This window comes from Rhizobium sp. 01T437 (assembly GCF_056398505.1).
This window is the reverse complement of the sequence record NZ_JBFTPM010000002.1, coordinates 501,025-524,899: the sequence shown is the minus strand read 5'-3', so window position 1 is coordinate 524,899 and position 23,875 is coordinate 501,025. Positions and strand designations below refer to the sequence as shown.

The 23,875-nt window shown below is 60.8% G+C and carries 21 protein-coding genes; 13 read left to right on the top strand and 8 right to left on the bottom strand.

Annotation, left to right across the window (positions count from 1 at the left end):
- Nucleotides 1-16: 16 nt before the first annotated feature.
- Nucleotides 17-337 carry a hypothetical protein gene (locus tag AC1DM5_RS06020; RefSeq protein WP_007824261.1) on the top strand — a complete coding sequence of 107 codons (321 nt, stop codon included), beginning with the start codon at nucleotides 17-19 and terminating at the stop codon, nucleotides 335-337.
- A 16-nt stretch (nucleotides 338-353) separates the two neighbouring features.
- On the opposite strand, the gene AC1DM5_RS06015 is transcribed toward AC1DM5_RS06020, so the two are convergent.
- From AC1DM5_RS06015 to AC1DM5_RS06005, 3 genes are all read right to left on the bottom strand, one after another.
- Entirely contained in the window at nucleotides 354-1,757 is a 1,404-nt protein-coding gene (locus AC1DM5_RS06015; RefSeq protein ID WP_477820606.1) for an MATE family efflux transporter, read from the bottom strand.
- A 141-nt stretch (nucleotides 1,758-1,898) separates the two neighbouring features.
- Nucleotides 1,899-3,146, bottom strand: a complete 1,248-nt coding sequence (locus AC1DM5_RS06010) for a TCR/Tet family MFS transporter (protein ID WP_477820607.1) — start codon at nucleotides 3,144-3,146, stop codon at nucleotides 1,899-1,901.
- A gap of 134 nt (nucleotides 3,147-3,280) precedes the next feature.
- A complete protein-coding gene (locus AC1DM5_RS06005; RefSeq protein WP_477820608.1) occupies nucleotides 3,281-4,186 on the bottom strand; it encodes a LysR family transcriptional regulator in 906 nt (301 codons plus the stop codon).
- Between the two features lie 111 nt (nucleotides 4,187-4,297).
- Between AC1DM5_RS06005 and AC1DM5_RS06000 the strand changes: the two genes are divergently transcribed.
- Nucleotides 4,298-5,290 (top strand): aldo/keto reductase, encoded by a 993-nt coding sequence (locus tag AC1DM5_RS06000; protein WP_477820609.1) that lies wholly within the window; start codon nucleotides 4,298-4,300, stop codon nucleotides 5,288-5,290.
- 52 nt (nucleotides 5,291-5,342) lie between these two features.
- On the opposite strand, the gene ypfJ is transcribed toward AC1DM5_RS06000, so the two are convergent.
- Nucleotides 5,343-6,272, bottom strand: a complete 930-nt coding sequence (gene ypfJ / locus AC1DM5_RS05995; protein ID WP_477974740.1) for a KPN_02809 family neutral zinc metallopeptidase — start codon at nucleotides 6,270-6,272, stop codon at nucleotides 5,343-5,345.
- Nucleotides 6,273-6,356: 84 nt separating this feature from the next.
- Nucleotides 6,357-6,845: a DUF2306 domain-containing protein gene (locus tag AC1DM5_RS05990; protein WP_477820611.1), complete on the bottom strand. Its 489-nt coding sequence runs from the start codon at nucleotides 6,843-6,845 to the stop codon at nucleotides 6,357-6,359.
- An 85-nt stretch (nucleotides 6,846-6,930) separates the two neighbouring features.
- Between AC1DM5_RS05990 and AC1DM5_RS05985 the strand changes: the two genes are divergently transcribed.
- From AC1DM5_RS05985 to AC1DM5_RS05970, 4 genes are all read left to right on the top strand, one after another.
- Nucleotides 6,931-7,701 (top strand): LytTR family DNA-binding domain-containing protein, encoded by a 771-nt coding sequence (locus AC1DM5_RS05985; RefSeq protein WP_477820612.1) that lies wholly within the window; start codon nucleotides 6,931-6,933, stop codon nucleotides 7,699-7,701.
- Nucleotides 7,702-7,778: 77 nt separating this feature from the next.
- Nucleotides 7,779-8,816, top strand: a complete 1,038-nt coding sequence (locus tag AC1DM5_RS05980; RefSeq protein ID WP_477820613.1) for a zinc-dependent alcohol dehydrogenase family protein — start codon at nucleotides 7,779-7,781, stop codon at nucleotides 8,814-8,816.
- Nucleotides 8,817-8,989: 173 nt separating this feature from the next.
- Nucleotides 8,990-12,475 carry a carbamoyl-phosphate synthase large subunit gene (gene carB / locus AC1DM5_RS05975; RefSeq protein WP_477974738.1) on the top strand — a complete coding sequence of 1,162 codons (3,486 nt, stop codon included), beginning with the start codon at nucleotides 8,990-8,992 and terminating at the stop codon, nucleotides 12,473-12,475.
- Between the two features lie 119 nt (nucleotides 12,476-12,594).
- Nucleotides 12,595-13,785, top strand: a complete 1,191-nt coding sequence (locus AC1DM5_RS05970; RefSeq protein WP_477820615.1) for a T6SS phospholipase effector Tle1-like catalytic domain-containing protein — start codon at nucleotides 12,595-12,597, stop codon at nucleotides 13,783-13,785.
- Nucleotides 13,786-13,807: 22 nt separating this feature from the next.
- Here the strand turns inward: AC1DM5_RS05970 and AC1DM5_RS05965 are convergent, their stop codons facing one another.
- Both AC1DM5_RS05965 and AC1DM5_RS05960 read right to left on the bottom strand, forming a co-directional pair.
- Nucleotides 13,808-15,253 (bottom strand): UdgX family uracil-DNA binding protein, encoded by a 1,446-nt coding sequence (locus AC1DM5_RS05965; protein ID WP_477974736.1) that lies wholly within the window; start codon nucleotides 15,251-15,253, stop codon nucleotides 13,808-13,810.
- Complete coding sequence (locus AC1DM5_RS05960) at nucleotides 15,253-16,485, bottom strand: putative DNA modification/repair radical SAM protein (protein WP_477974734.1); 1,233 nt, start codon at nucleotides 16,483-16,485, stop codon at nucleotides 15,253-15,255. Before AC1DM5_RS05960 ends, AC1DM5_RS05965 begins: the two co-directional genes overlap by 1 nt.
- 249 nt (nucleotides 16,486-16,734) lie before the next feature.
- Here AC1DM5_RS05960 and greA point away from each other — a divergent pair, with 249 nt between their 5' ends.
- The 3 genes from greA to AC1DM5_RS05945 are packed head-to-tail and all read left to right on the top strand — an operon-like array spanning nucleotide 16,735 to nucleotide 19,139.
- Nucleotides 16,735-17,211, top strand: a complete 477-nt coding sequence (gene greA / locus AC1DM5_RS05955) for a transcription elongation factor GreA (RefSeq protein ID WP_113325123.1) — start codon at nucleotides 16,735-16,737, stop codon at nucleotides 17,209-17,211.
- Between the two features lie 31 nt (nucleotides 17,212-17,242).
- A complete protein-coding gene (locus AC1DM5_RS05950) occupies nucleotides 17,243-18,292 on the top strand; it encodes a glycosyltransferase family 4 protein (protein ID WP_477820618.1) in 1,050 nt (349 codons plus the stop codon).
- A 52-nt stretch (nucleotides 18,293-18,344) separates the two neighbouring features.
- Nucleotides 18,345-19,139: a hypothetical protein gene (locus AC1DM5_RS05945; RefSeq protein WP_477820619.1), complete on the top strand. Its 795-nt coding sequence runs from the start codon at nucleotides 18,345-18,347 to the stop codon at nucleotides 19,137-19,139.
- A 102-nt stretch (nucleotides 19,140-19,241) separates the two neighbouring features.
- Here AC1DM5_RS05945 and AC1DM5_RS05940 read toward each other — a convergent pair whose 3' ends face one another.
- Nucleotides 19,242-19,709, bottom strand: coding sequence for an Lrp/AsnC family transcriptional regulator (locus tag AC1DM5_RS05940; RefSeq protein ID WP_007824299.1), 468 nt, complete (start codon nucleotides 19,707-19,709; stop codon nucleotides 19,242-19,244).
- A 230-nt stretch (nucleotides 19,710-19,939) separates the two neighbouring features.
- Here AC1DM5_RS05940 and trxB point away from each other — a divergent pair, with 230 nt between their 5' ends.
- From trxB to AC1DM5_RS05920, 4 genes are all read left to right on the top strand, one after another.
- Complete coding sequence (trxB, locus tag AC1DM5_RS05935; protein ID WP_439016019.1) at nucleotides 19,940-20,914, top strand: thioredoxin-disulfide reductase; 975 nt, start codon at nucleotides 19,940-19,942, stop codon at nucleotides 20,912-20,914.
- Between the two features lie 22 nt (nucleotides 20,915-20,936).
- Nucleotides 20,937-21,833 carry a LysR family transcriptional regulator VtlR gene (locus tag AC1DM5_RS05930; protein ID WP_112543602.1) on the top strand — a complete coding sequence of 299 codons (897 nt, stop codon included), beginning with the start codon at nucleotides 20,937-20,939 and terminating at the stop codon, nucleotides 21,831-21,833.
- A gap of 558 nt (nucleotides 21,834-22,391) precedes the next feature.
- The gene (locus tag AC1DM5_RS05925) at nucleotides 22,392-22,685 is read left to right on the top strand and encodes an ArsR/SmtB family transcription factor (RefSeq protein ID WP_477820620.1); all 294 of its coding nucleotides are present in this window, start codon (nucleotides 22,392-22,394) and stop codon (nucleotides 22,683-22,685) included.
- A gap of 3 nt (nucleotides 22,686-22,688) precedes the next feature.
- Complete coding sequence (locus AC1DM5_RS05920) at nucleotides 22,689-23,855, top strand: MFS transporter (protein WP_477820621.1); 1,167 nt, start codon at nucleotides 22,689-22,691, stop codon at nucleotides 23,853-23,855.
- Nucleotides 23,856-23,875: the final 20 nt, after the last annotated feature.

Here is a 23,875-nt window from a genome sequence, read left to right as displayed (position 1 = left end):
TGCAGGAGAAGACTGGATGAGCGGAGCTTTCTACAGGATAGACAAATTCGTCGTGCCGGCTGCGGCGCGCGAGGAATTTCTCGTCAATGTGATGATGACCCATAAGGTGCTGGAGGCACAGGACGGCTTCATCAATCATACGGTGCTGGAACAGGTTGCCGGCCCCGGCGAATTCAATTTCGTGACGGTCGCCGAATGGGAAAGCGCCGATGTCGTCGAACGCGTGCGGGCAGTCGTTGCCGCAGCCCACAAGGCGGCCAATTTCGATCCGCAGGAAATGTTTGCGCGCCTCGGCATCCGCGCCGATATCGCCAGCTACAAGCCCGTGGCCGCCTGATACTGGGACGGCCGGCTCAGGCGCCGGCCGCAGCCCCTTCCCGACGAACGAGAATATAGAAGCGCGTGCAGAGCATGGCGGCCGCGGCCGCAAGCCCGACGAGAAAGCCTAACCAGATGCCGAGACCGCCGAGACCGAGCGGGAAGGCAAAGGCCCAGGCCAGGAAGAAGCCGATCGGCCAGTAGGCAATCAGCGCCAGGATCATCGGCACGCGCGCATCCTTCAGCCCGCGCAGCAGGCCGCTGGCGATCGCCTGCACGCCATCGACGAACTGGAAGAGACCGGCAACGACGATCAGCGGACCGGCATAGGCCAGCACCTCAGGCGCTTCCGGCAGGCTGACATCGAGGAACAGGCGCGCGAGAAGCTGCGGCACGGTCGCAAAGATGATGCTGCCGATGATCGCAGCGATGCTGGCGATGATCAGCACCGTGATCGCCGCGCGTACCAGCCCGGCATAATCGCCCTGCCCGTGCGCGACACCGACCCGCACCGTTGCCGCCTGGCCGAGACCGAGCGGGATCATGAAAGCCATCGACGCCCATTGCAGAGCGATGCCATGCGCAGCAAGCTCGATCGTGCCGATATGCCCCATCAGTAGCGAGGCTGCCGTGAAGAGGCTCACTTCGGCGAGGATGGTGATGCTGATCGGCAGGCCAAGGCGTATGACTTCGAAAAAGGCATGCCAGTCCGGCTTCCAGAAGCGCACGAAAATCTCATAACGCCGCGTCTCCTCCCTGCCCTGTACATAGGAGAGGATGAAGAGGAAACCCGCGGCCTGCACCGCAACGGACACGATTGCGGCCCCTTCCAGCCCCATGACCGGGAAACCGAAATGGCCGAGCACAAGGATGTAGGCGCCGATCGCATTCAGCACCAGCATGGCGATGGTGACCTGGAGGATGACGCCGGCCTTGCCGATGGCGCTGACGAGCCCGCGCATGACATTATAGAGCAGACCTGGCAGCACACCGAATTGACCGATGATGATATAGCCGTGGGCAAGCTTTGCCACTTCGGGCTTCTGCCCGAAGTACCGCAGGATCGTCTCGGAATTGTAGAAGGCCGGCTGCATCAGCAGCCAGTAGCAGATGACAACCCAGATACCCATGCGCAGCGAACGGCGCACGCTCACGACATCGCCGCGGCCATAGGCCTGGGCCACCATCGGGATGACGGCAATCGCAAAGCCAGAACCGAAAATCAGGATCGTGAAAAGGAACTGCGCGGAAAGCACCATGGCGGCAAGATGCTCGGCTCCAAGCTGGCCAACGATCATCACATCGGTCATGCCGATGCCGAATTGCGCGAGCTGGGCGCCGATCAGCGGCACGCCGAGCATCAGCGTGGCGCGAAAATGCGCAGACCAGCGGTTGTCGTTTGCAGGCGCAATGGCGCGCACGTCGATCGGCGTGTCCATGACACTATTCCTGAGATTGAATCGTTAAGGGCCGCAGTGCGGCAAAATATCACGTCGGCTTAGAGCAAAGCGGCGCAAAGAACCACCCCCAAAACAAGCAGATGCTGAAAAATTCATCACAGCTTCATTGTTTTTGATGGATCACTCCGCCGCGTTGAAGGCTTGTGCCGGAGCTTTCGATGTCGTCACCCGCGTCAGGAATACAACCGCAGCAAGGAGGATGAACAAAGCCGCCAGCAGATAAGGCGCGCCGGCAAAGGTGATCGGCGCATCCGGCTTGGTGAAATAGCCGAACATCTGTGTGAAGATCAGCGGGCCGATGATCGTCGTGATACTGCCGATGCTGGTGAGCGCGCCCTGCAGCTCGCCCTGTGCCGAGGGCGGCACCTTACCGGCGGCAATGCTGCGCAGCGGCGGATCGGCAACATTCTCCATGACCGTCAGTACGATCACGGTATAGACGACCCAGCCCTCCCAGGCGAAAGCATAACCTGTGAGGGCGGCCATCGAGAAACACAGGCCGAGCAGCGCCGTCTTCCATTCACCGAGAACAGGCACGACACGCGGCAAAACGAGTCCCATGACCACAGCGGCGCCGATCCCGTAGAGGCCGAGGGACAGGCCGATCTGCCCTTCGCTCCAGCCGTAGCGGAAGGTCGAAACGAAGGGCCAGACCGAGGGATAGACGGCATGCGCGAGGAAAAACAGGAACATCACGAGGCAAACCCAACCGATGCCGGGATAGTGCCGCATCTGCCGCAAAGCGCCGAGTGGGTTTGCGCGCTTCCATTCGAAGGTGCGGCGGTTCTTCGCTTCGAGCGTTTCCGGCAGCAGGAAACAGGCGGCGACAAAATTGATGAAGGAAAGCGCAGCTGCACCGAAGAACGGTACGCGCGGCCCGAACTCGCCAAGGAAGCCGCCGATGACGGGGCCGACCGTGAAACCGACGCCGAAGGCGATACCGATCAGGCCGAAATTCTTGGCGCGGTTCTCCTCATTGCTGATGTCGGCGATATAGGCCGAGCAGGTGGCGAAACTGCCACCGCTGATGCCTGCGAGCACTCTGCCGACGAAGAGCATCCAGTAACTGGTGGCGATGGCGCAGATGAAATTGTCGAACGCGAAGGTCAGCACCGAGAGCAGCAGGATCGGACGGCGCCCGAAACGGTCGCTCAAGTTTCCGAGCAGCGGCGCAAACAGGAATTGCATCAGCGAGTAGATCAGCATCAGCCAGCCGCCATCGACAGCTGCATCGCTGACCGTGCCGCCCGTCAACTGCTCCAGATAAACAGGCAGCACCGGCATGATGATGGCAATGCCGATAACGTCCAGAAAGAGAATGATGAAGACCAGGAAAAGGCCGCGGCGAACGAATTTCGGATCAAGCATAAGACATCTCTACAGCTGAGATTTTCTGGAAAGACGATCTCGTCGCCGGATATATGACATAGCCGATTGAAATGGCCGAAACAATACGTGAACATTTCAATGTTTTTGATGGAGAGGCCGCCAAAACAGATGGCTCACGCGCTCTTTCGCTGCTCCATCCGCACAAAATCGACAAAAGCCCGCAATGGCGCGGGCATGTGGTGGCGGCTCGGATAATAGAGAAACGGGCCGGAAAATTCGCTATCCCACTCGCTTAAGATCGGCACCAGCCGGCCCTCCGCAATGCCCGACCCAAGCAGTTCTTCAAAGGTACGGATGACGCCAAGACCGGCAAGTGCGGCCTCGATCTCCATCTCCACAGCATTAGCGATGATGGGGCCGGATGGCGTAATCACCAGCACTTCGTCACCCCGTTCGAATTCCCAGGCAAGCGAAGCGCCACTGATGAAGCGATGGCGGATGCAGCCATGCTCCAGCAGATCCCGCGGATGCTGTGGCGTGCCCCGCTTTTCCAGATAGGAGGGAGCGGCCACCGTCATATAGCGCTGCCGGCGCGGCCCGATCGGCACGGCGATCATGTCGCGCTCCAGCCTCTCGTCATAGCGAATACCGGCATCGAAACCGGCGGCCAGCACGTCGATGAAATTATCGTCGGCAATGATCTCCAGCGTGATCTGCGGGTAAAGCGCCAGAAACCGTGCGGCGAGATCGGCCATGAAAAGCTTCACAACGATACTAGGCACGTTGAGCCTGAGCGTGCCTGCCGGACTGTTGCGAAAATTATCAAGCTGCCCGAGCGCGGCGGCCACTTCCGAAAGCGCCGGCGAAAGCCTCTCGAGCAATCGCTGGCCCGCCGCCGTCGGCGTCACGGAGCGCGTCGTACGATTGAGAAGCCTGACACCGAGCCGCTCTTCGAGACGCCGCAGGGAATCGCTCAGCGATGACGCAGAAACCCCACGCTTGCGGGCTGCGGAGCGGAAGCTGCGCTCTCTTGCAATTGCGGCAAAGGCATCCAGATCACTGAGGGGAAGGTCATCCATTGTGCATTTTCCCGTACGGCCCGTTCGAGATTATCCGGATTATCGCACAAATTCGGTTGCGGTAAAACCGCATCCGAAGACGCCATCGGGGCGCTGCTGAAGGAGAAGAAAATGCAGACCTATCGTTTGGGAAAGACCGGTCCAGAAGTCTCGGCTATCGGCCTCGGCTGCATGGGCATGTCGGGCATGTACGGCCCGTCTGATCGCGCTGAAAGCATTGCGACCATCCACGCAGCACTCGATGCCGGCGTCAACCTGCTCGACACAGGCGACTTCTATGGCATGGGCCATAATGAAATGCTGATCGGTGAGGCGCTCAAGGGCCGCAAGCGCGAAGACGCCATCATCAGCGTCAAGTTCGGCGCGTTGCGTGATCCCTCCAATGGCTGGAACGGCTACGACGCCCGCCCGATCGCCGTGAAGAACTTCCTTGCCTATACGCTGCAGCGCCTTGGCGTCGATTATATCGACATCTATCGCCCTGCCCGTCTCGATCCGAATGTGCCGATCGAGGACACGGTCGGCGCGATATCAGATCTCATCAAGGCCGGTTACGTCCGTCATGTCGGCCTCTCCGAAGTCGGCGCCGATACGATCCGCAGGGCCGCTGCCGTCGCACCGATTGCCGACCTGCAGATCGAATATTCGCTGATCTCCCGCGGCATCGAAGATGAGATCCTGCCTGTGACCCGCGAGCTCGGCATTTCCATCACCGCCTATGGCGTGCTGTCGCGCGGCCTCATCAGCGGCCACTGGCAGAAGGGCCAGCACGGGCAAGGCGATTTTCGGGCCGTCAGCCCCCGCTTTCAGGAAGGCAATATCGACGAGAACCTTGCTTTGGTGGAAGAACTCAGAAAGATCGCCACCCTCAAGGGCGCCTCGGTCGCACAAGTCGCGATCGCCTGGGTAGCGGCACAGGGCAAGGATATCCTACCGCTGGTCGGCGCCCGCCGCCGCGACCGGCTGACGGAAGCGCTCGGCTCCCGCGCGGTGAAGCTCACCGCAGACGATCTCTCCGCCATCGAACGCGTCGTGCCTAAGGGGGCGGCCAAGGGCGCCCGTTATCCAGAAGCCCAGCTCAAGCACATGGACAGCGAAAAGTAAGCTGCCCGGCGTACCGGCACCCTGCCTTCGGGCTGGGTGCCGAATATCCTGATCAGATTGGGTTGGCGAAAGTATCGCAGGCCGAAAGCTGTCCGCTGTCGAAGCCGCGCTTGAACCAGCGCATGCGCTGCGCCGACGTGCCGTGATTGAAACTCTCAGGCACGACATAGCCCTGCGAACGCTTCTGCAGCGTATCGTCGCCGATCTGCTGGGCGGCATTGAGCGCCTCTTCCAGATCGCCAGCGTCGAGAATGCCTTTCTGCTGCGTATATTTGCCCCAGATGCCGGCAAAGCAATCTGCSTGCAGTTCGACGCGGACCGACATCTTGTTGGCATCAGCCTCGCTCATGCTCTGGCGCGCCTGATTGAACTTCGGCAGGATGCCGAGCAGGTTCTGCACATGATGGCCGACCTCGTGGGCGACCACATAGGCTTCGGCGAAATCGCCGGATGCGCCGAACTGGTCGGAAAGCTGTTGGAAGAAGGCCGTGTCGAGATAAACTTTGTGATCACCGGGGCAGTAAAACGGACCGGTGGCAGCCGAGGCAAATCCACAGGCCGACTGGGTCTGGCCGGAGAAGAGCACGAGCCGCGGCTCCTCGTAATCCTTGCCCTGCGACTGGAAGATGCCGTGCCAGGTATCTTCGGTTTCGGCGAGAACAGTGCGCACGAAGGCGGTCATCTCGTCATTGGCTGGAGCCTGCGAGGAGGATTCGCTCTGCGTGTAGCCGCCCCCGCCCGTCGAGCCGCCGCCATCCATCACCTGCATCAGGTCGATGCCCATCGCCTTGAAGATCAGGTAGATGACGACGAGAAAGATGATCGTGCCAATGCTGAGCCCGCCACCACGACGGCCAACGCCGCCACCTGATGGAAAGCTGAAGCCGCCACCGCGGCCGAATGGATTGCGTCCCATGCCACCGGATGGATCGCTACGGCGATCCTCGATATTGTCGGACTGACGCCGGCCTTTCCATTCCATGTTCGATCTCCCCGGCGATGCGCCCATGCATGCTCTCAGGAGTCAGTTATATATCCGCCGCGAGGACGAATTCCAGCCGCTTCCTCACGCAACCCGGCTGCGGCGTGGACGAAACCCGATGGCAGCGCCGATCGCAGCGGTGACCAGCCCGAGCAGCGCCAGGGCCAGCCAGCTATTGCCGGAGAATGTGACCGCATGCATCAGCCGGCCCGGCAGCAGTGTAGCAAGGCCGGCAACGACGATGCCGCCGAAATACATGCCCGATACGATCCGCCGATGTGTACGGATATCATGCCGCCGCGCGGCAAGAATCGCCCGCCAGCTTCCGGCGAGCACGAGGACAGAAAGAAGATGGATTGGGCTGAAGCCATAGACGAGATTGATCTGGTGGATGAAGAAGCTCGACAGGGCCGTCACCACCATCAACACCATCCAGATCTTGCCAAGCAGACGGTGCCGTGGCGTGCCCTTCGGCCATGCGAGCAGATAGGCGCCGAGGATCGCCGCCGGCACCACCGCGGTAACGTGGATCTGAATGGCAATAGGGGCATTAAGCAGAGGTTCCAGGGTCATGAGCGGCTCCGGTTGAATTCGTCCCCTGTTTCCGGCATGACTGCACTCCTCTCAACAAACATGGCGTAGACGGCGGGAAAACTTCGTGGATCACCCATCCTTGCAATCCACGCTTCGCGAATTGCAGGTCTTCTGGCGCGCACCGCGCTTCTGGGGAACCTTCCTCGCCATCGTTCTGATCTTCGCGATCACCGGCCCCTATGGCACGATGGAAAGCATGGCAGCCGGCGAGCGCTTCGCCTACTGGCTGATCCTGCACGCCGTCGCCTGGTCGATCGCCATCCTGTTTTCGGTTCTTGCCGATGCGCTGCTGCGCAAGGTGCTGAACCGCATGTTCTGGCGCATGATGATCGGCTCACTGGTCGCCGCCCTGCCGATCGGCTTTGCGATCGGCCTTGTCGACTATGCCTTCAGCGGCAATCCGGCCACGCTTGGCGGCAGCTTCGTAAGGGCGCTCTTCGCGCTGCCGCTCTGCGCCCTCTTCTGCTTTCTGACCTACCTCGCCATGCATCGCCAGATCGAGCAGGCAACCGCGCAAACACCTCCGGCGACCTCGATCCTCGACCGGCTGAAGCCGCAGAACCGCGGCGCCCTGCTGCGCCTCTCCGTGCAGGACCATTATACAGAAGTGGTCACTAGCCGCGGCCGCGAACTGGTGCTCCTGCGCTTTTCCGATGCGTTGCGCGAGATCGGCGGAACGCCTGGGCTTCAGGTGCACAGGTCGCATTGGGTGGCCGATACCCATGTCGAATCCCTGAAACGCGACAACGGCAAGATCTTCATCCTCACCCGCGACGGCACGCAGATCCCAGTCAGCCGGAGTTTTACCGAGGAAGCCCGCCGACGCTTCGGCTGAAGAAATGCCGGCAAATGCTTGACGCGACTCCTGCTTTCCCGCTTCCTGATGAGCAGGAGACAGGGAGGAGAATGCCAATGAAAGCCGTGCGCCTGGAAGCGACCGGAAAGCTGTTTCTGCGCGAGGTCGAAAAGCCCGTTCCCGGACCGGGTGACCTCTTGGTGCGCGTCGAAGCCTGCGGCATCTGCGGCACCGACCGCCATCTTTTCCTCGGCGAGTTCCCCTCCCATCCACCGGTGACCCTCGGCCACGAATTCGCCGGCATCATCGAAGCGGTCGGCCCCAAGGTCACAGGCTTCCAACCCGACATGCGCGTGACCGGCGATCCCAATATCGCCTGCGGCCGCTGCGAGGAATGCCACAACGGCCGGGTCAATCTCTGCCGGCACCTGCAGGCGATCGGGATCCATAGAGACGGCGGTTTTGCCGATTATGTCATCCTTCCACAGAAACAGGCCTTCGCCCTGCCGCTTGCCCTCGACCCCCTGCACGGCGCCTTTTGCGAGCCGCTCGCCTGTTGCCTGCACGGCGTCGATCTCGCCAACATCAAGACAGGCGCTTCCGTGATCGTGCTTGGCGGCGGCGTGATCGGCCTGCTCATCATCCAGCTTGCCCGGCTCGCCGGTGCGACACGCATTCTTCTGGTCACCCGCAATGCCGAGAAACGTGCACTTGCCGAAAGGCTTGGCGCGACGTTGACCTTCGATCCGTCACAGGCGGATGCCGTCACCGGCATTACCGGCACTACCGGCGATGACGGATTGCTGCCGGGCGGCGCCGATGTCGTCTTTGAATGCGCCGGCGTGCCGGAAACGATGACGCAGGCTCCCAAGCTCGCAAGACGCGGCGGCACGGCCATCATCCTCGGCGTCATGCCGCAAGGCGCAAAGATAGAGATCGAACCCTTCGACCTGCTGTTTCGCGAAGTGAACCTCGTCAGCTCTTTCCTCAACCCTTTCACGCACGGGCGCGCGGCCGATCTCATCGCCTCGGGCGCGATCAAGGTCGAGCAGCTGATTTCGCGCCGGATCACGCTTGAACAGGCACCCGAAGCCATCGCCAATCCGGCGCTTGGCGGCGAGATTCGCACACTCGTCGTGCCCACCGGGCAATAGGCTTCCAAAGGCCGGTCCGAATTCCTGTCGATTCCATGATTTATGGGGTTCCGTTTGCAAAAACATTTGCCTATAAGCCGCTTCTAGCCTGAAAAGACCCTCAATGCGCGACCCGACCCGGTGACCTCCCACCCTGGCCGGCTTTTTGCGCAGCTAGAAAATGGATATCGCCCATGCCGAAGCGCCAAGACATCAAATCGATCCTCATCATCGGCGCGGGACCAATCGTCATCGGCCAGGCATGCGAATTCGACTATTCCGGCACCCAGGCCTGCAAGGCGCTGAAAGAGGAAGGCTACCGCGTCATCCTCGTCAACTCCAACCCGGCAACGATCATGACCGATCCGGGGCTCGCCGATGCGACCTATGTCGAGCCGATCACGCCGGAAGTCGTCGCCAAGATCATCGCCAAGGAGCGCCCGGACGCGCTGCTGCCGACCATGGGCGGCCAGACGGCATTGAACACCGCGCTTTCCCTGAAGCGCATGGGCGTGCTCGACCGATACAATGTCGAGATGATCGGTGCAAAGCCTGCCGCCATCGACATGGCCGAGGACCGCGCGCTGTTCCGCGAGGCAATGGCACGCATCGGCCTTGAAACGCCGCGCTCGATGCTGGCAAACGCCACCGACATCAAGGATACCGACCGCAAGACGCACGAGGCCGAGCGCACCAAGCTGCGCGAAAGCCTCTCCGGCTCCGCGCTCGACAAGGCGCTCGACGAACTGGAAAACCAGTGGAACCTCGGCGAGAGCGACCGCAAGCAGCGCTACATGAGCCATGCCATGGCGATTGCCGCCCAGGCGATCGACCATGTCGGCCTGCCCGCCATCATCCGTCCGTCCTTCACGCTCGGCGGCACCGGCGGCGGCATTGCCTATAACCGCTCGGAATTCTTCGAAATCGTCGGCGGCGGCCTCGATGCATCGCCGACCACCGAAGTCCTCGTCGAAGAATCCGTCCTCGGCTGGAAGGAATATGAGATGGAGGTCGTCCGCGACAAGGCGGATAACTGCATCATCATCTGCTCCATCGAAAACATCGATCCGATGGGTGTCCACACCGGCGACTCGATCACGGTTGCTCCGGCGCTGACGCTGACGGACAAGGAATACCAGATGATGCGCAACGCCTCGATCGCGGTGCTCCGCGAGATCGGCGTCGAGACCGGCGGCTCGAACGTACAGTTCGCCGTCAACCCGAAGGACGGCCGCCTCGTCGTCATCGAAATGAACCCGCGCGTCTCGCGTTCCTCGGCGCTTGCTTCCAAGGCCACCGGCTTCCCGATCGCCAAGGTCGCCGCCAAGCTCGCGATCGGTTACACGCTCGACGAACTCGAAAACGACATTACCGGCGGCGCGACACCAGCTTCGTTTGAGCCGTCGATCGACTATGTCGTCACCAAGATCCCGCGTTTCGCCTTCGAGAAATTCCCCGGCGCCTCGCCGGTCCTGACGACCGCCATGAAGTCTGTCGGCGAAGTCATGGCGATCGGCCGCACTTTTGCCGAATCGCTGCAGAAAGCGCTGCGTGGCCTCGAAACCGGCCTGACCGGCCTCGACGAAATCGAGATCCCGGACTCCGAAGAAGGCGAATCCAGCCACAACGCCATCCGCGCTGCGATCGGCACGCCGACGCCGGACCGCCTGCGCATGGTCGCCCAGGCGCTGCGCATGGGCCTCAGCATCGAAGAGGTCCACGAAGGCTGCAAGATCGATCCCTGGTTCCTCGCCCAACTTAAGAATATCGTCGATATGGAAGCCCGCATCCGCGAGCATGGCCTGCCGACCGATGAGACCAACCTGCGCATGCTGAAGGCCATGGGCTTCTCCGACGCCCGCCTCGCCACCCTGACCGGCAAGCGCCCGAAGGAAGTGGCCGAGCTGCGCAACAGCCTGAACGTTCGCCCCGTCTTCAAGCGCATCGACACCTGTGCTGCCGAATTCGCCTCGCCGACCGCCTACATGTACTCGACCTATGAGACGCCCTTTGTCGGTGCTGCCCGCTCCGAGGCTCTGGTGTCTGACCGCAAGAAGGTCGTCATCCTCGGCGGTGGTCCGAACCGTATCGGTCAGGGCATCGAATTCGACTATTGCTGCTGCCACGCCGCCTTCGCGCTGAAGGATGCCGGCTATGAAGCGATCATGATCAACTGTAACCCGGAAACGGTTTCAACCGACTACGACACCTCCGATCGCCTCTATTTCGAGCCGCTGACGGCCGAAGACGTGATCGAAATCCTGCGCGCAGAGCAGGAAAAGGGCGAAGTGGTCGGCGTCATCGTCCAGTTCGGCGGCCAGACCCCGCTGAAGCTCGCCGAAGCGCTCGAAAAGAACGGCATCCCGATCCTCGGCACCGCGCCTGATATGATCGACCTTGCCGAAGACCGCGACCGTTTCCAGAAGCTTCTGATGAAGCTCGATCTCAATCAGCCGAACAATGGCATCGCCTACTCGGTCGAGCAGGCCCGCCTCGTCGCCGCCGAAATCGGCTTCCCGCTGGTCGTGCGCCCATCCTACGTACTTGGCGGCCGCGCCATGCAGATCCTGCATTCCGAAGGCCAGTTGCAGACGTACTTGCTCGATACCGTTCCGGAACTGGTGCCGGAGGATATCAAGCAGCGCTACCCGAACGACAAGACCGGCCAGATCAACACCCTGCTCGGCAAGAACCCGCTGCTGTTCGACAGCTATCTCAGCCACGCCATAGAGGTGGACGTCGATTGCCTATCCGACGGCACAGACGTCTACGTCGCCGGCATCATGGAGCATATCGAGGAAGCCGGCATCCATTCCGGCGATAGCGCCTGCTCGCTGCCGCCGCGCACACTTTCGCGCGAGATGCTCGACGAGCTGGAGCGCCAGGCGAAAGCCATGGCAAAGGCTCTCAATGTCGGCGGCCTGATGAACGTCCAGTTCGCCATCAAGGATGGCACGGTCTACGTGCTCGAAGTCAATCCGCGCGCTTCGCGCACGGTGCCTTTCGTCGCCAAGACCATCGGCGCGCCGATCGCCAAGATCGCCGCCCGCGTCATGGCCGGCGAGAAGCTGGATGCGACCTTTGCGGCTTACGGCGAGAAGCCCGATCCGCGTGCGCTGAAGCACATCGCCGTCAAGGAAGCCGTCTTCCCCTTCGCCCGTTTCCCGGGCGTCGACACGCTGCTCGGACCGGAAATGCGCTCGACCGGAGAAGTCATCGGCCTCGATACGGATTTCGCGCTGGCCTTCGCCAAGTCGCAGCTCGGCGCCGGCGTCGAACTGCCGCGTGAAGGCACGGTCTTCGTTTCCGTGCGCGACGAAGACAAGCCGCGCGTTCTGCCGGCGATCCGCATCCTCGTCGAACAGGGCTTCAAGGTTCTCGCGACCGGCGGCACCGCCCGCTTCCTCGCCGAAAACGGCATCACCGCCGCGAAGATCAACAAGGTTCTCGAGGGACGTCCGCACATCGAGGACGCCATCCGCAACCGCCAGGTCCAGCTCGTCATCAACACGACCGACGGCAACAAGGCGATCTCGGATTCGAAGTCGCTGCGCCGCGCCACGCTGATGCAGAAGGTGCCCTACTACACCACGATGGCCGGCGCCGAAGCCGCCGCCCAGGCCATCAAGGCGCTCAAGGCCGGCAATCTCGAAGTCCGCCCGCTGCAGAGCTACTTCTGATCCCGCGAAGAGGCATCGCCTCTTCGCCTCACCTCCTCGGTCTGCCAAAACTGCGACCCAAAATTGCAGACACGGATACTTGATGTTAGCCTGCTCCCCGGCCGTATCGGGGAAGCAGCATGTCGAAGAATATCGTCATTCTGTTCGACGGCACGTCGAACGAGATAACTGCAGACCGCACCAATATTTTGCGTCTGTTCGGAACGCTGAAGCGCTCCGACGAACAGATCGTCTATTACGACCCCGGCGTCGGCACGCTGGCTGCGGCAGATGCCTGGTCGCCCTTCTACCGCAAGTCTATCGAGGTCTGGGGCCTTACCACTGGTTGGGGTCTCGATGAAAACGTCAAAGGCGCCTACCGCTTCCTCGTCGAAAATTACGATGCCGGCACGCCCGACGATCACGGAGGCCATCCCGAGAGGGACCGCATCTATATTTTCGGCTTCAGCCGCGGCGCCTATACGGCCCGTGTTCTCGCAGGTTTCATCCATGCCTTTGGGCTGTGCAGCAGATATCACCTGAACCTGCTCGACTACGCTTACAGAACCTACAAGGGCATTCCCGAACAGGAGCAGCGCGCCGATGGCGGCGATCCCTCATCGGCCTTCAAGAGCATGCGGCTCTACGAACGCATGCTGCGCAACGACCGCCCGCCGATCAAGCTGCTCGGTCTCTTTGATACGGTTGCCTCTGTCATCGAAAAGGGCAAAGGGCGCATTCAGTTCAAGACCCATCCTTTCACCCGCAAGAATCCAAGCGTCGAATATGTGCGCCATGCCATGGCGATCGACGAACGAAGAACCATGTTCCAGCCGGAATTGTGGACGCCGGATCAGGACTATCGCGGCAATCCCTTCAAGCCCGCAACCGCAAAACAGGACTTTAAGGAGGTGTGGTTTGCCGGTGTCCACGGCGATATCGGCGGCGGTTACCCGGAAACCGAGAGCGCCCAGATCAAGATACCGCTTGACTGGATGATCCGCGAAACAGGCCCCTCAGGCTTGCTCTACGTTTCGCGCACCATCAACAGTATCGTCCTTGGCAAGAGCGACAAATACTATGTCGAGCTCAATGCGGCCGCGCCGCTGCACGACTCAATGAGCGCGGGGTGGAAGCTGCTCGAATATATTCCGCGGCGCGTGCCGGAAAACTCCTGGCGCAAGCGCGGCGACAGAAGAGGGATTTATTTGCCCCGCGAAGACAGGCGTTTCATCCCCGATGGCACAAACCTGCATGAATCCGTGAGGGTGCGCATGGTGACCGGATATAATCCGCCGAACCTGCCGAAAGATCCGGTCTTCGTCTCCTGACGCATTGAACCGAATTCTGCGCTCAGGCAGCCAGGCCCTTGATCAGATTCATATCTTGCCGGAAGCGGATCAGCTCTTGTGCCCTCCTCTCCTCGTCCGGAATTCGCAGCAGATAGGAGGGATGCACCGTGACGAAGAGCAACCGCCCCTCCTCCATTGCGATCGGGCGCCCGCGCAGATCCTCCAGCTTCTGCTCCTCGCCGGTCAGCGAATAGAGCGCCGTCGCGCCCATCGCCACGATCAATTTCGGCTTTACGAGATCGAGCTCCAGCTTCAGCCACCAGCGGCAATGCTGCACTTCGCCCGGATTGGGCTTCTGGTGGATGCGCCGCTTGCCGCGCGGCTCGTATTTGAAATGCTTGACGGCATTGGTGACATAAAGCCTCGACCGATCGATGCCGGCCTGTGCGATCGCCTCGTCGAAAACCTTGCCCGCCGGCCCGACGAAGGGTCGACCTGCGAGATCCTCCTGATCGCCTGGTTGCTCACCAACGAACATGATCTCGGCATCATCTGGCCCTTCGCCGAAGACGGTCTGCGTCGCCTTCGCATGCAGCGGGCATTGGCTGCAGACGGCGGCCTCCTCGCGCAATGCCTCCAGCGTTCCGGCAGGAGCCATCTGCGGGGCCGGCATGCGGGCGGCCGCCTCCTGGATCCTGTTGTGATAGGGAAGCGGCATCGTGGCCTCGCGCTCGGCCATGGCAAGCACTTTCGCTTCAGCCTCGGCGATCAGGCCGGGGATGAGATCGGCTTCCGGCAGGTTCTTCCAGTATTTCTTCGGCATCTCTGCCTGCATGGCCTTCACCTTCAGCCGCGCCGGATTGAAGATGCTGGCATAATAGATGCGCCAGAGATCATCGGTCGCGTCACTGATGTCAGGCTTCTCGCAGGCAGCATTGCTTGTCGTCAGCCGCTTGCCGTCCCAGGCAGCCGAACCCTTCGGCGTCGCGATCAGCCAGTCCATGTCGGTGAAGCGGCGCTGGAAGAAGGACGCCTTGCGCGCGACGATGTAATGATCCGGCTCGAACCAGGCGATGAATTTCCGCCGCCCGCCGGCAGGTGCCGCCACCTCCTTGAAGCGCACGAAGGCCGTCATCTTGTGGGCGTCGCGATGCACGCTCTTCTGCATCAGCAGAGCACGCGACACCTCTTCATCGGACGCCAGATCCAGCAGGTTCCGGTTTTCCTGCAGCCGCCAGAGCAGGCTGTAAAGCAGCGAAAAACGCCTGGCATCGCTATAGCAGATCACTGCCTCGGCTAACGCCATGAAAGCCGGCGGCACGCTCATCGGCTTGGCGCTGACGGGAGGATCGGGCGGCAAGGCGTCACGCTGGAAGGCAAAGCCCGGTTCGCTGCTCTTTTCATGCCAGTCGACGTCCTCTGGCAGAATCCCGGCTGCGGCAAAGGCGCGAGCGGCCTTGCGCCATTCCTCGAAATTGCCCCTGCCCTCCAGAACCACCCGGCGCATCATAGCAACGACAACTGTTCGGGTTGCGGTTCGAACATCGCGCGCAAGTCCGGCCGGTCGACAAGGCGATGCGGCGTCCAGCCCTCGGCAGTGATGAAGGCCTGCACCTTGCGGATCGACACGCCGAGCCGCGGCAGGTCTTCAAGCCGCAGACGGCGTTGCCGCCGCTCAGTCAGGATCGCCTTCACCGTCTTGGTGCCGAGCCCCGGCACGCGCAAGAGCCTCTCGCGATCGGCGCGGTTGACATCGACGGGGAAGTCCTCGCGATGGCCGAGCGCCCAGGCAAGCTTGGGATCGAGATTGAGATCCAGCATGCCACCCTGCTGCGTCGCGGTGATCTCATCGATGCCGAACCCGTAGAAACGATAGAGCCAGTCGGCCTGATAGAGCCGGTGCTCACGCATCAGCGGCGGCTTGATGAGAGGCAGGTTCTTCGAACTGTCCGGAATTGGGCTGAAGGCGGAATAATAGACGCGTTTGAGACCATAGCTGCTGTAAAGCTGGCCGCTGCTCGACAGGATCGTCGCATCATTGGCGCCGTCAGCGCCGACAATCATCTGTGTACTCTGGCCGGCCGGCACGAAGCGCTTGCGCCTCTTGGTCTGCAGCGTCGGCTCCTCCGCAGCCTCGATCTTCAGCCTGAGATCGCCCATCGAGCGGCGAATGCTCTCCGGCTTCTTCTCGGGCGCAAAACGGCTGATGCCGCTATCGGTCGGCAGCTCGATATTGAGCGACAGGCGATCGGCATAGAGCCCCGCCTCCTCGATCAGATGCGCAGAGGCCTCCGGAATGGATTTCAGATGGATGTAGCCGCGAAATTGATGCGTGACCCGCAACTCCCGCACGATGCGCACCATTTCCTCCATCGTATGGTCGGACGAGCGGATGATGCCGGAGGAGAGAAACAGTCCCTCGATATAGTTGCGCCGGTAGAATTCCAGTGTCAGCCAGACCACCTCTTCCGGCGTAAAGCGGGCGCGCTCGACATTGCTGGACGAACGATTGATGCAATAGGCGCAATCATAGATGCAGAAATTGGTGAGCAGGATCTTCAAGAGTGAGATGCATCGCCCATCCGGCGCGTAGGCATGGCATATGCCCGAGCCTTCGGTGGAACCGAGCCCTCCGGAGGCAGCCGAATCCCGTTTGACAGTGCCGCTCGAGGCGCAGGAAGCATCATATTTGGCAGCGTCGGAGAGGATCACCAACCGTTCTTTAAGCGATTTCTTCATCAGCGTGTTCACTAAATGTTCACGGTGGCAAAATCAAGACGAAGAAGTGAGCCTCCATCCAACTTCCCTTCAAAAGCAGGTACTTCTGCGGGAGGCGGAAAGCTTCGGTAAGAATTTTATGGAAATCGCGCGTGTCGATCTGCTATAAGCAACGAACTAAGATTGTAGCACGGTTCCGAAGTTCCCTTCGGGACCTGTTTTCTTTTGTGTCTGCGAGAACTGCAGATGCGGGGAGAGAAGGACGAAAAAATGGTTGATAAGGTACCGATGACACAGGGTGGTTTCGTCAAGCTGCAGGAAGAACTGCGCTGGCGTCAGCAGGAGGAGCGCCCGCGAATCATCGAGGCAATCGCGGAAGCGCGCGCCCATGGCGACCTTTCGGAAAATGCCGAGTACCATGCCGCCAAGGAAGCGCAGAGCCACAATGAAGGCCGCGTTGCTGAGCTCGAAGACCTGACGGCGCGCGCCGAAGTCATCGATCTCTCCAAGATGTCGGGCGACAAGATCAAGTTCGGCGCCAAGGTGAAGCTCGTCGACGAGGACACCGAAGAGGAAAAGACCTACCAGATCGTCGGTGATCAGGAAGCCGACGTGAAGCAGGGCCGTATCTCGATCTCCTCCCCGATCGCCCGCGCGCTGATCGGCAAGGAAGTCGGCGATTCCATCGAAGTCAACGCGCCGGGTGGTTCGAAGGCCTACGAAATCCTCTCCGTCTCCTGGGGCTGATCGCCCGCGCCTCCCCCTTCAAGAGCAGCCAGTGCCGGATATCAGTGACGTCGAGATCATCGCGCCCAACCTGAAACGCCGGCTCTCCGGCGTCACGTCGACGATCGTTCAGCTCATCCCCTGCCAGATCCGGCTGGGGATCAGGATCGCAGCCCTCGGCCCCGGCCTTCCGCCGGAACTTCCGCGCCTGAAATGGCCGCAGCTATCAGGCCTCTGGCGTCCGCCGACCGGACGGGGCCATCGCGTCTGGCATGCACGCCGCAACAATGAGATGGCGGCGGGCATCCTCATGCGTCACGTGCTGCGCATGCCGCTTAAGCTTGTCTTCACCTCAGCCGCCCAGCGCCGACATAGCTCCTACACCCGCTGGCTGATTCGCCAGATGGATGCTGTCATCGCCACCAGCAGCCGTTCCGGCTCCTTCCTCAAGGTGCCGTACACGGTCATCCAGCACGGCGTCGATCTTACGCTCTTCCATCCCCCCGAAGGGTCTGTCGACACGATCGCTGCCACAGGCCTGCCCGGCCGCTACCTCATTGGCTGCTTCGGCCGCGTCCGCCATCAGAAAGGCACCGATCTTTTCGTGCAGGCGATGATGGCGCTGCTGCCGCAGCATCCGGACTGGACGGCCGTCATTTCCGGTCGCGTCACCCCGGAACACATTGCATTTGCCGACAAGCTGAAGGCCGATATCGCCGCAGCGGGTCTGACCGACCGCATCGTCTTCATCGGCGAAGTGCCAGATATCAAGGTCTGGTATCGCCGCCTGACGCTCTATGTCGCCCCCTCCCGCAATGAAGGCTTCGGCCTGACGCCGCTGGAGGCCATGGCTTCGAAGACAGCAGTCGTGGCCTCTGACGCCGGTGCCTACGCTGAAATGATCGTGCCCGGCGAGAACGGCGTCATCGTGCCGCCCGGCAACGGCGAGGCGCTGACGGCGGCGATCGCCACCTATCTTGCCGATCCTGCCCTCGCCATTGCGCAGGGAGAAACGGCGCTGGCGCGCGTGCGGGAAAATTTCGCGCTGGAAAAGGAAGCGACGGCGATCAACCGGATTTACCAGCAACTTCTCGGCGCGTAAGCCGTTCGTCAGACCATGGCAACGGACATATCAGGGAGGTAGGGACACGTAGATGTCGACCGCAAATGACAACGAAAACCTGGTCAACGTGCTCTGTATGAAGTGGGGGACGCTCTATGGCGCCGAATACGTCAACAATCTCTACCGCGGCGTCAAACGACACCTGAAGCGCCCGCATCGCTTTGTTTGCTTCACCGACAATACAGCCGGCCTCGACGAGGGTATGGAAACCTTTCCTCTGCCCGAGCTCGGCCTGCCGGCCGGCTCCAAGGACCGCCGCTGGCAGAAGCTTGCGCTCTTCCGCCGCGAGCTTGCCGATCTCAAGGGCATTGCCCTCTTCCTCGATCTCGATCTCGTTATCGTCGATGATCTGGAACCGCTCTTCCAGCATCCGGGAAAGTTCCTCATCATCCGCGATGACGATCTCTTCCGCGCCAAGCCGCTGCGCAAACTCAAGCCCGCGCGCGACAAGTTCCTTGGCTCGGTCGGCAACAGTTCGGTCTTCCGCTACGAAATCGGCGCCCACGCTTATATTCTGGATACCTATGTCGCCGACCCGGTGGCGGCCATGTCGAAATACGAGATCTCACAGCAGTTCCAGAGTGCAAAGCTCGAAGCGCAAGGAAACCTGCAATACTGGCCGCGCGAATGGTGCGTGAGCTTCAAGAATGCCTGCGTGCCACCCCACATCCAGAGCTTCTGGCGCGATCCCGAGCGGCCGCCGGAGGCCAAAATCGTCGTCTTTGCCGGCAGCCCGAAAATGAGTGAGGTTTTTGAAGGTGGCGGACAGAAATGGTATCGCCGCATCGGCAATACCGATTGGCTGAGCAAGGCCTGGCGAGGCTAAAGCATGTCGCGCAAAAGTGTGTAGCGGTTTTGCGGCAACGACATGCGAAAACAAGAGCCTAAAGCGTGGCAAGCGGATCTGAAGATCGCGACACGCTTTAGATTACAGTTCGACGAGTCCGAGCTTCTTCACCTGGCGGATCGTCAGCATGGTGCGAACCGTATCGACATGCTCGTTGGCCGTCAGCACCTCGATAACGAAGTCCTGGAAGCGGGTGAGGTTTTGGGCCACGCAATGCAGCAGGAAATCGCTGTCGCCGGAAACCATCCAGGCTTGGCGCACCAGCGGCCATTCGGTGGTGGCAGCGGCAAAGGCCTTCAGGTTGGCTTCCGACTGGTGCTTGAGACCGACCATGCAGAAGGCGACGAGATCGAGCCCGAGCTTCGGGCTGTTCAGCATCGCGTGATAGCCTTCGATGACACCGGCTTCTTCGAGCTTGCGCACACGGCGCAGGCAGGGCGGCGCGGAAATTCCCACCCGATCGGCAAGTTCCACATTGGTCATGCGGCCGTCGGCCTGCAGTTCCCGCAATATCTTTATGTCGATAACGTCAAGTTCAGCGCGAACCACGCTTAGGCCTTTCTTTAATTCCCCGCGGGCAGCTTCTATATAAAGCGACGGAATACGCAAGAAAGTTTCAGTCAGATGACGGAATCTTGCACAGCGCCTGCATTTGCCTTGTTGGTAATGCAAGGCTGCCCTTGAATAAAAGCATTGGTCGTTCATAAATGGCGCAGGGATCGCGAAACGGCCTTATTCGCCTCTTAGCCGCCGCATCCTGCCAGTCGAAAGGAAATTCCATGTCTGCCCGCCATACCAAGGTGCTCATTATCGGTTCCGGACCTGCCGGCTATACGGCAGCGGTCTATGCCGCGCGCGCCATGCTGAAGCCGGTTCTGATCGCCGGTCTGGAACAGGGCGGCCAGCTCATGATCACCACCGATGTCGAGAACTATCCGGGCTTTGCCGATCCTATCCAGGGGCCCTGGCTGATGGACCAGATGCTGCAGCAGGCGCAGCATGTCGGCGCCGAGATCGTCAACGACCTCGTGACCGAAGTCGACCTCAACCAGCGCCCCTTTGTTGCCCGCACCGATAGCGGCCAGGTCTGGACTGCCGATACGCTTGTTATTGCGACCGGCGCCAAGGCCAAGTGGCTCGGCATCGAAAGCGAGCAGCATTTCCAGGGCTTTGGCGTGTCTGCCTGCGCTACCTGCGACGGCTTTTTCTACCGCAACAAGGATGTGATCGTGGTCGGCGGCGGCAACAGCGCCGTCGAAGAAGCGCTCTATCTGTCGAACATCGCGAAGTCGGTCACCGTCGTGCACCGCCGCGATAGCTTCCGTGCAGAAAAAATCCTGCAGGAACGTCTCTTCTCCAAGGAGAACGTCAAGATTCTCTGGAATACCGAAGTCGCCGAAATCACGGGCACACCGGCAAAGCCCCCAATGCCGCCGTCCGTTTCCGGTGCTCGCCTGCGCGACACCCGCACTGGCGCCATCACCGATGTCGTCGTTGACGGCGTCTTCGTGGCGATCGGTCACGCGCCGGCAACCGAACTTTTCAAGGGCAAGCTGAAGCTGAAGGACAATGGCTATCTCTGGACCGCACCGGATTCGACTGCGACCAGTCTGGAGGGAGTCTATGCCGCAGGCGACGTGACGGACGATACGTTCCGCCAGGCGGTCACCGCCGCAGGCATGGGATGCATGGCCGCCCTTGAGGCAGAACGTTATCTGACGGGCCACATGCCCGTTGCCGTAGCAGCGGAGTAACAGTGGCATGAGGGGTGGGGGAATGCCATTGGACTGGGACAAGCTGCGTATTTTCCACGCAGCTGCCGAAGCCGGATCGTTTACGCATGCGGCTGACAAGCTGCATCTGTCCCAGTCGGCTATCAGCCGTCAGGTCAGCGCGCTCGAGCAGGATGTGGGCACCAAGCTCTTCCACCGCCACGCGCGCGGTCTGATCCTGACCGAACAGGGCGAACTGCTTTACCGCACCGCCCATGACGTGCTGCTGAAGCTCGAAACCGTGAAGATGCAACTGACCGAGACGACGGAAACGCCGTCCGGCAAGCTGCGCGTCACCACAACCGTCGGCCTCGGCCAGGGCTGGCTGACAGACAAGATCCAGGAATTTCTGCAGCTCTATCCCGACGTCCAGATCCAGCTCATCCTCGACAACGAGGAAGTGGATGTGAACATGCGCCATGCCGATTGCGCCATCCGCCTTCGCCAGCCGCAGCAGTCAGACCTGATCCAGCGCAAGCTGTTCACCGTGCACATGCACGTCTATGCGGCCCCCTCCTATATCAATCGCCATGGCGAGCCGCAGACGATCGAGGATCTCGACAATCACCGCATCATCACCTTCGGGGAGCCTGCGCCAAACTACCTGCTTGATGTCAACTGGCTGGAAATCGCCGGCCGCTCGTCGGACAACAAGCGCATTCCGCATCTGCAGATCAACAGCCAGACCTCGATCAAGCGGGCCTGCCTGCTCGGCATCGGTATCGCCTGTCTGCCGGATTATATCGTCGGCCGCGACCCCGGTCTGATCCAATTGGCAATCAATGCCGACGTCCCCTCCTTCGATACCTATTTCTGCTATCCGGACGAGATCAAGAACGCCGCCAAGCTGAAGGCATTCCGCGATTTCATCGTCAGCAAGGCCCGTAACTGGAACTTCTGATTTCCATTTTTATGGAACGAATTTCAAATCATGCAACCCACGCATGACTGACATGCACAAAAAAGGGTTGTTGTTTGCTCATTAAAGCACCATATCGCACACAGCTGATGCACACGGTGGCTTTTCCTCCCAGTTCCACCGCATTAGCTGTTCCCCTCTGGAGGTTTTTGACCTTCACACTTATAAGGGCCCTGGTTTTCCGGTGGCCCTCTTTTTTTGCCTGAATTTTTGTCGGTAGATACCGCAATGCGGAAAAATTTGTGCAGTGCATAGCAGACATGCACAAAAATGCATTGAAAGCTGCACAAAGAACCACCATATCGCTCATAGCTGATGCATTTGGTGGTTTCTCTCCCAGTGCCACCGCGTTGGCTGTTCCCCTCTGGAGGTTTTTTGACCTTCACACTTAAAAGGGCCCTGGTTCTCCGGTGGCCCTCTTTTTTTGCTTAAAATTTAAGCAAGCCGGAAAAATCGTCAGCTCACGCCTCCGTGATTTGCATATCGAAAATCAACGATCCATATATCGGGAAAATCCGATTTATACTTCGATGAACGACGATGGACAAAGACGAGATTCTCAAGGCGCTGGCCAACCCTGCCCGGATGGACATCCTCAACTGGCTGAAGAACCCGGAAAAGCATTTTCCGACGCAGGAACACCCGTTTGAAATGGGCGTCTGCGCCAGCCAGTTCGAACGCTGCGGCCTTTCCCAATCCACCGTTTCCGCCCACCTCGGCACGCTCCACCGCGCTGGTCTCGTAACCAGCAAGCGCGTCGGCCAGTGGATATTCTACAAGCGCAATGAAGAAACGATCGCTACCTTCCTCCAGCAGCTAACGCAGGATCTCTGAATCATGCCCCTCGCCCTGCTCGTTCTTGCCTTGAGCTCCTTTGCGATAGGCACCACCGAATTCGTCATCATGGGCCTTCTGCCCGACGTCGCAGCCGATCTCTCTGTCACGATCCCTGAGGCCGGCTGGCTGGTCACGGGTTATGCGCTGGCCGTCGCCCTCGGCGCGCCCGTCATGGCGGTCTCAACTGCCAAGCTGAAGCGCCGCTCGGCACTCATCATGCTGATGGCCTTCTTCATTGCCGGCAACCTGCTCTGTGCCATCGCTCCGAATTATTGGGTACTGATGGTGGCCCGCATCGTCACCGCCCTCTGCCACGGCGCCTTCTTCGGCATCGGCTCGGTCGTCGCCGCCAATCTCGTCAGCGAGGACCGCAAGGCACGCGCCGTCGCCCTGATGTTCACCGGCCTGACGCTCGCAAACGTGCTCGGCGTGCCGCTCGGCACCGCCATCGGCCAGGCATTCGGCTGGCGCTCCACCTTCTGGGTGGTTACCGCGATCGGCATCGTCACCATTGCCGGCCTGATCGCCATCCTGCCCAGGGATAAGCAGGAAGAGCAGAGCAGCATCCTGCGCGAGATCGCCGCCTTGCGGAATGGCCGCCTCTGGATGGCGCTCTCGGTCACCGTCTTCTTCTCGGCCTCGATGTTCACGCTCTTCACCTACATCGCCCCGCTGCTGGGCGACGTAACGGGTATCTCGCCGGAAGGCGTGACCTGGACGCTGTTCCTGATCGGTGTCGGCCTGACAGTCGGCAACCTGATCGGCGGCAAGCTCGCCGACTGGCGCCTCGGCCCAGCCCTTGCCGCCATCTTCGCGGCAATCGCACTGACTTCAGCGATCTTCTTCTATACGAGCCGCTTCTTCATCCCCGCCGAGATCACCCTCTTCCTGTGGGCTGCCGCCACCTTCGCCGCGGTTCCCGCCCTGCAGGTTGGCGTCGTCGGCTTCGGCAAGCATGCACCGAACCTGGTCTCGACCATCAATATTGGCGCCTTCAACACGGGCAATGCTCTCGGCGCCTGGGTTGGCGGCATGGTCATCGATGCCGGCCTCGATCTTAATCGCGTTCCCCTCGCCGCAGCCGCCATGGCCCTGATCGGCCTTGCCGCTACGGCACTCACCTATCTCTCCGGCCGGGCGCAGACTGCCCCCGCTGCTGCCGAGTGATCCCCCAAGCAGAAAGGACC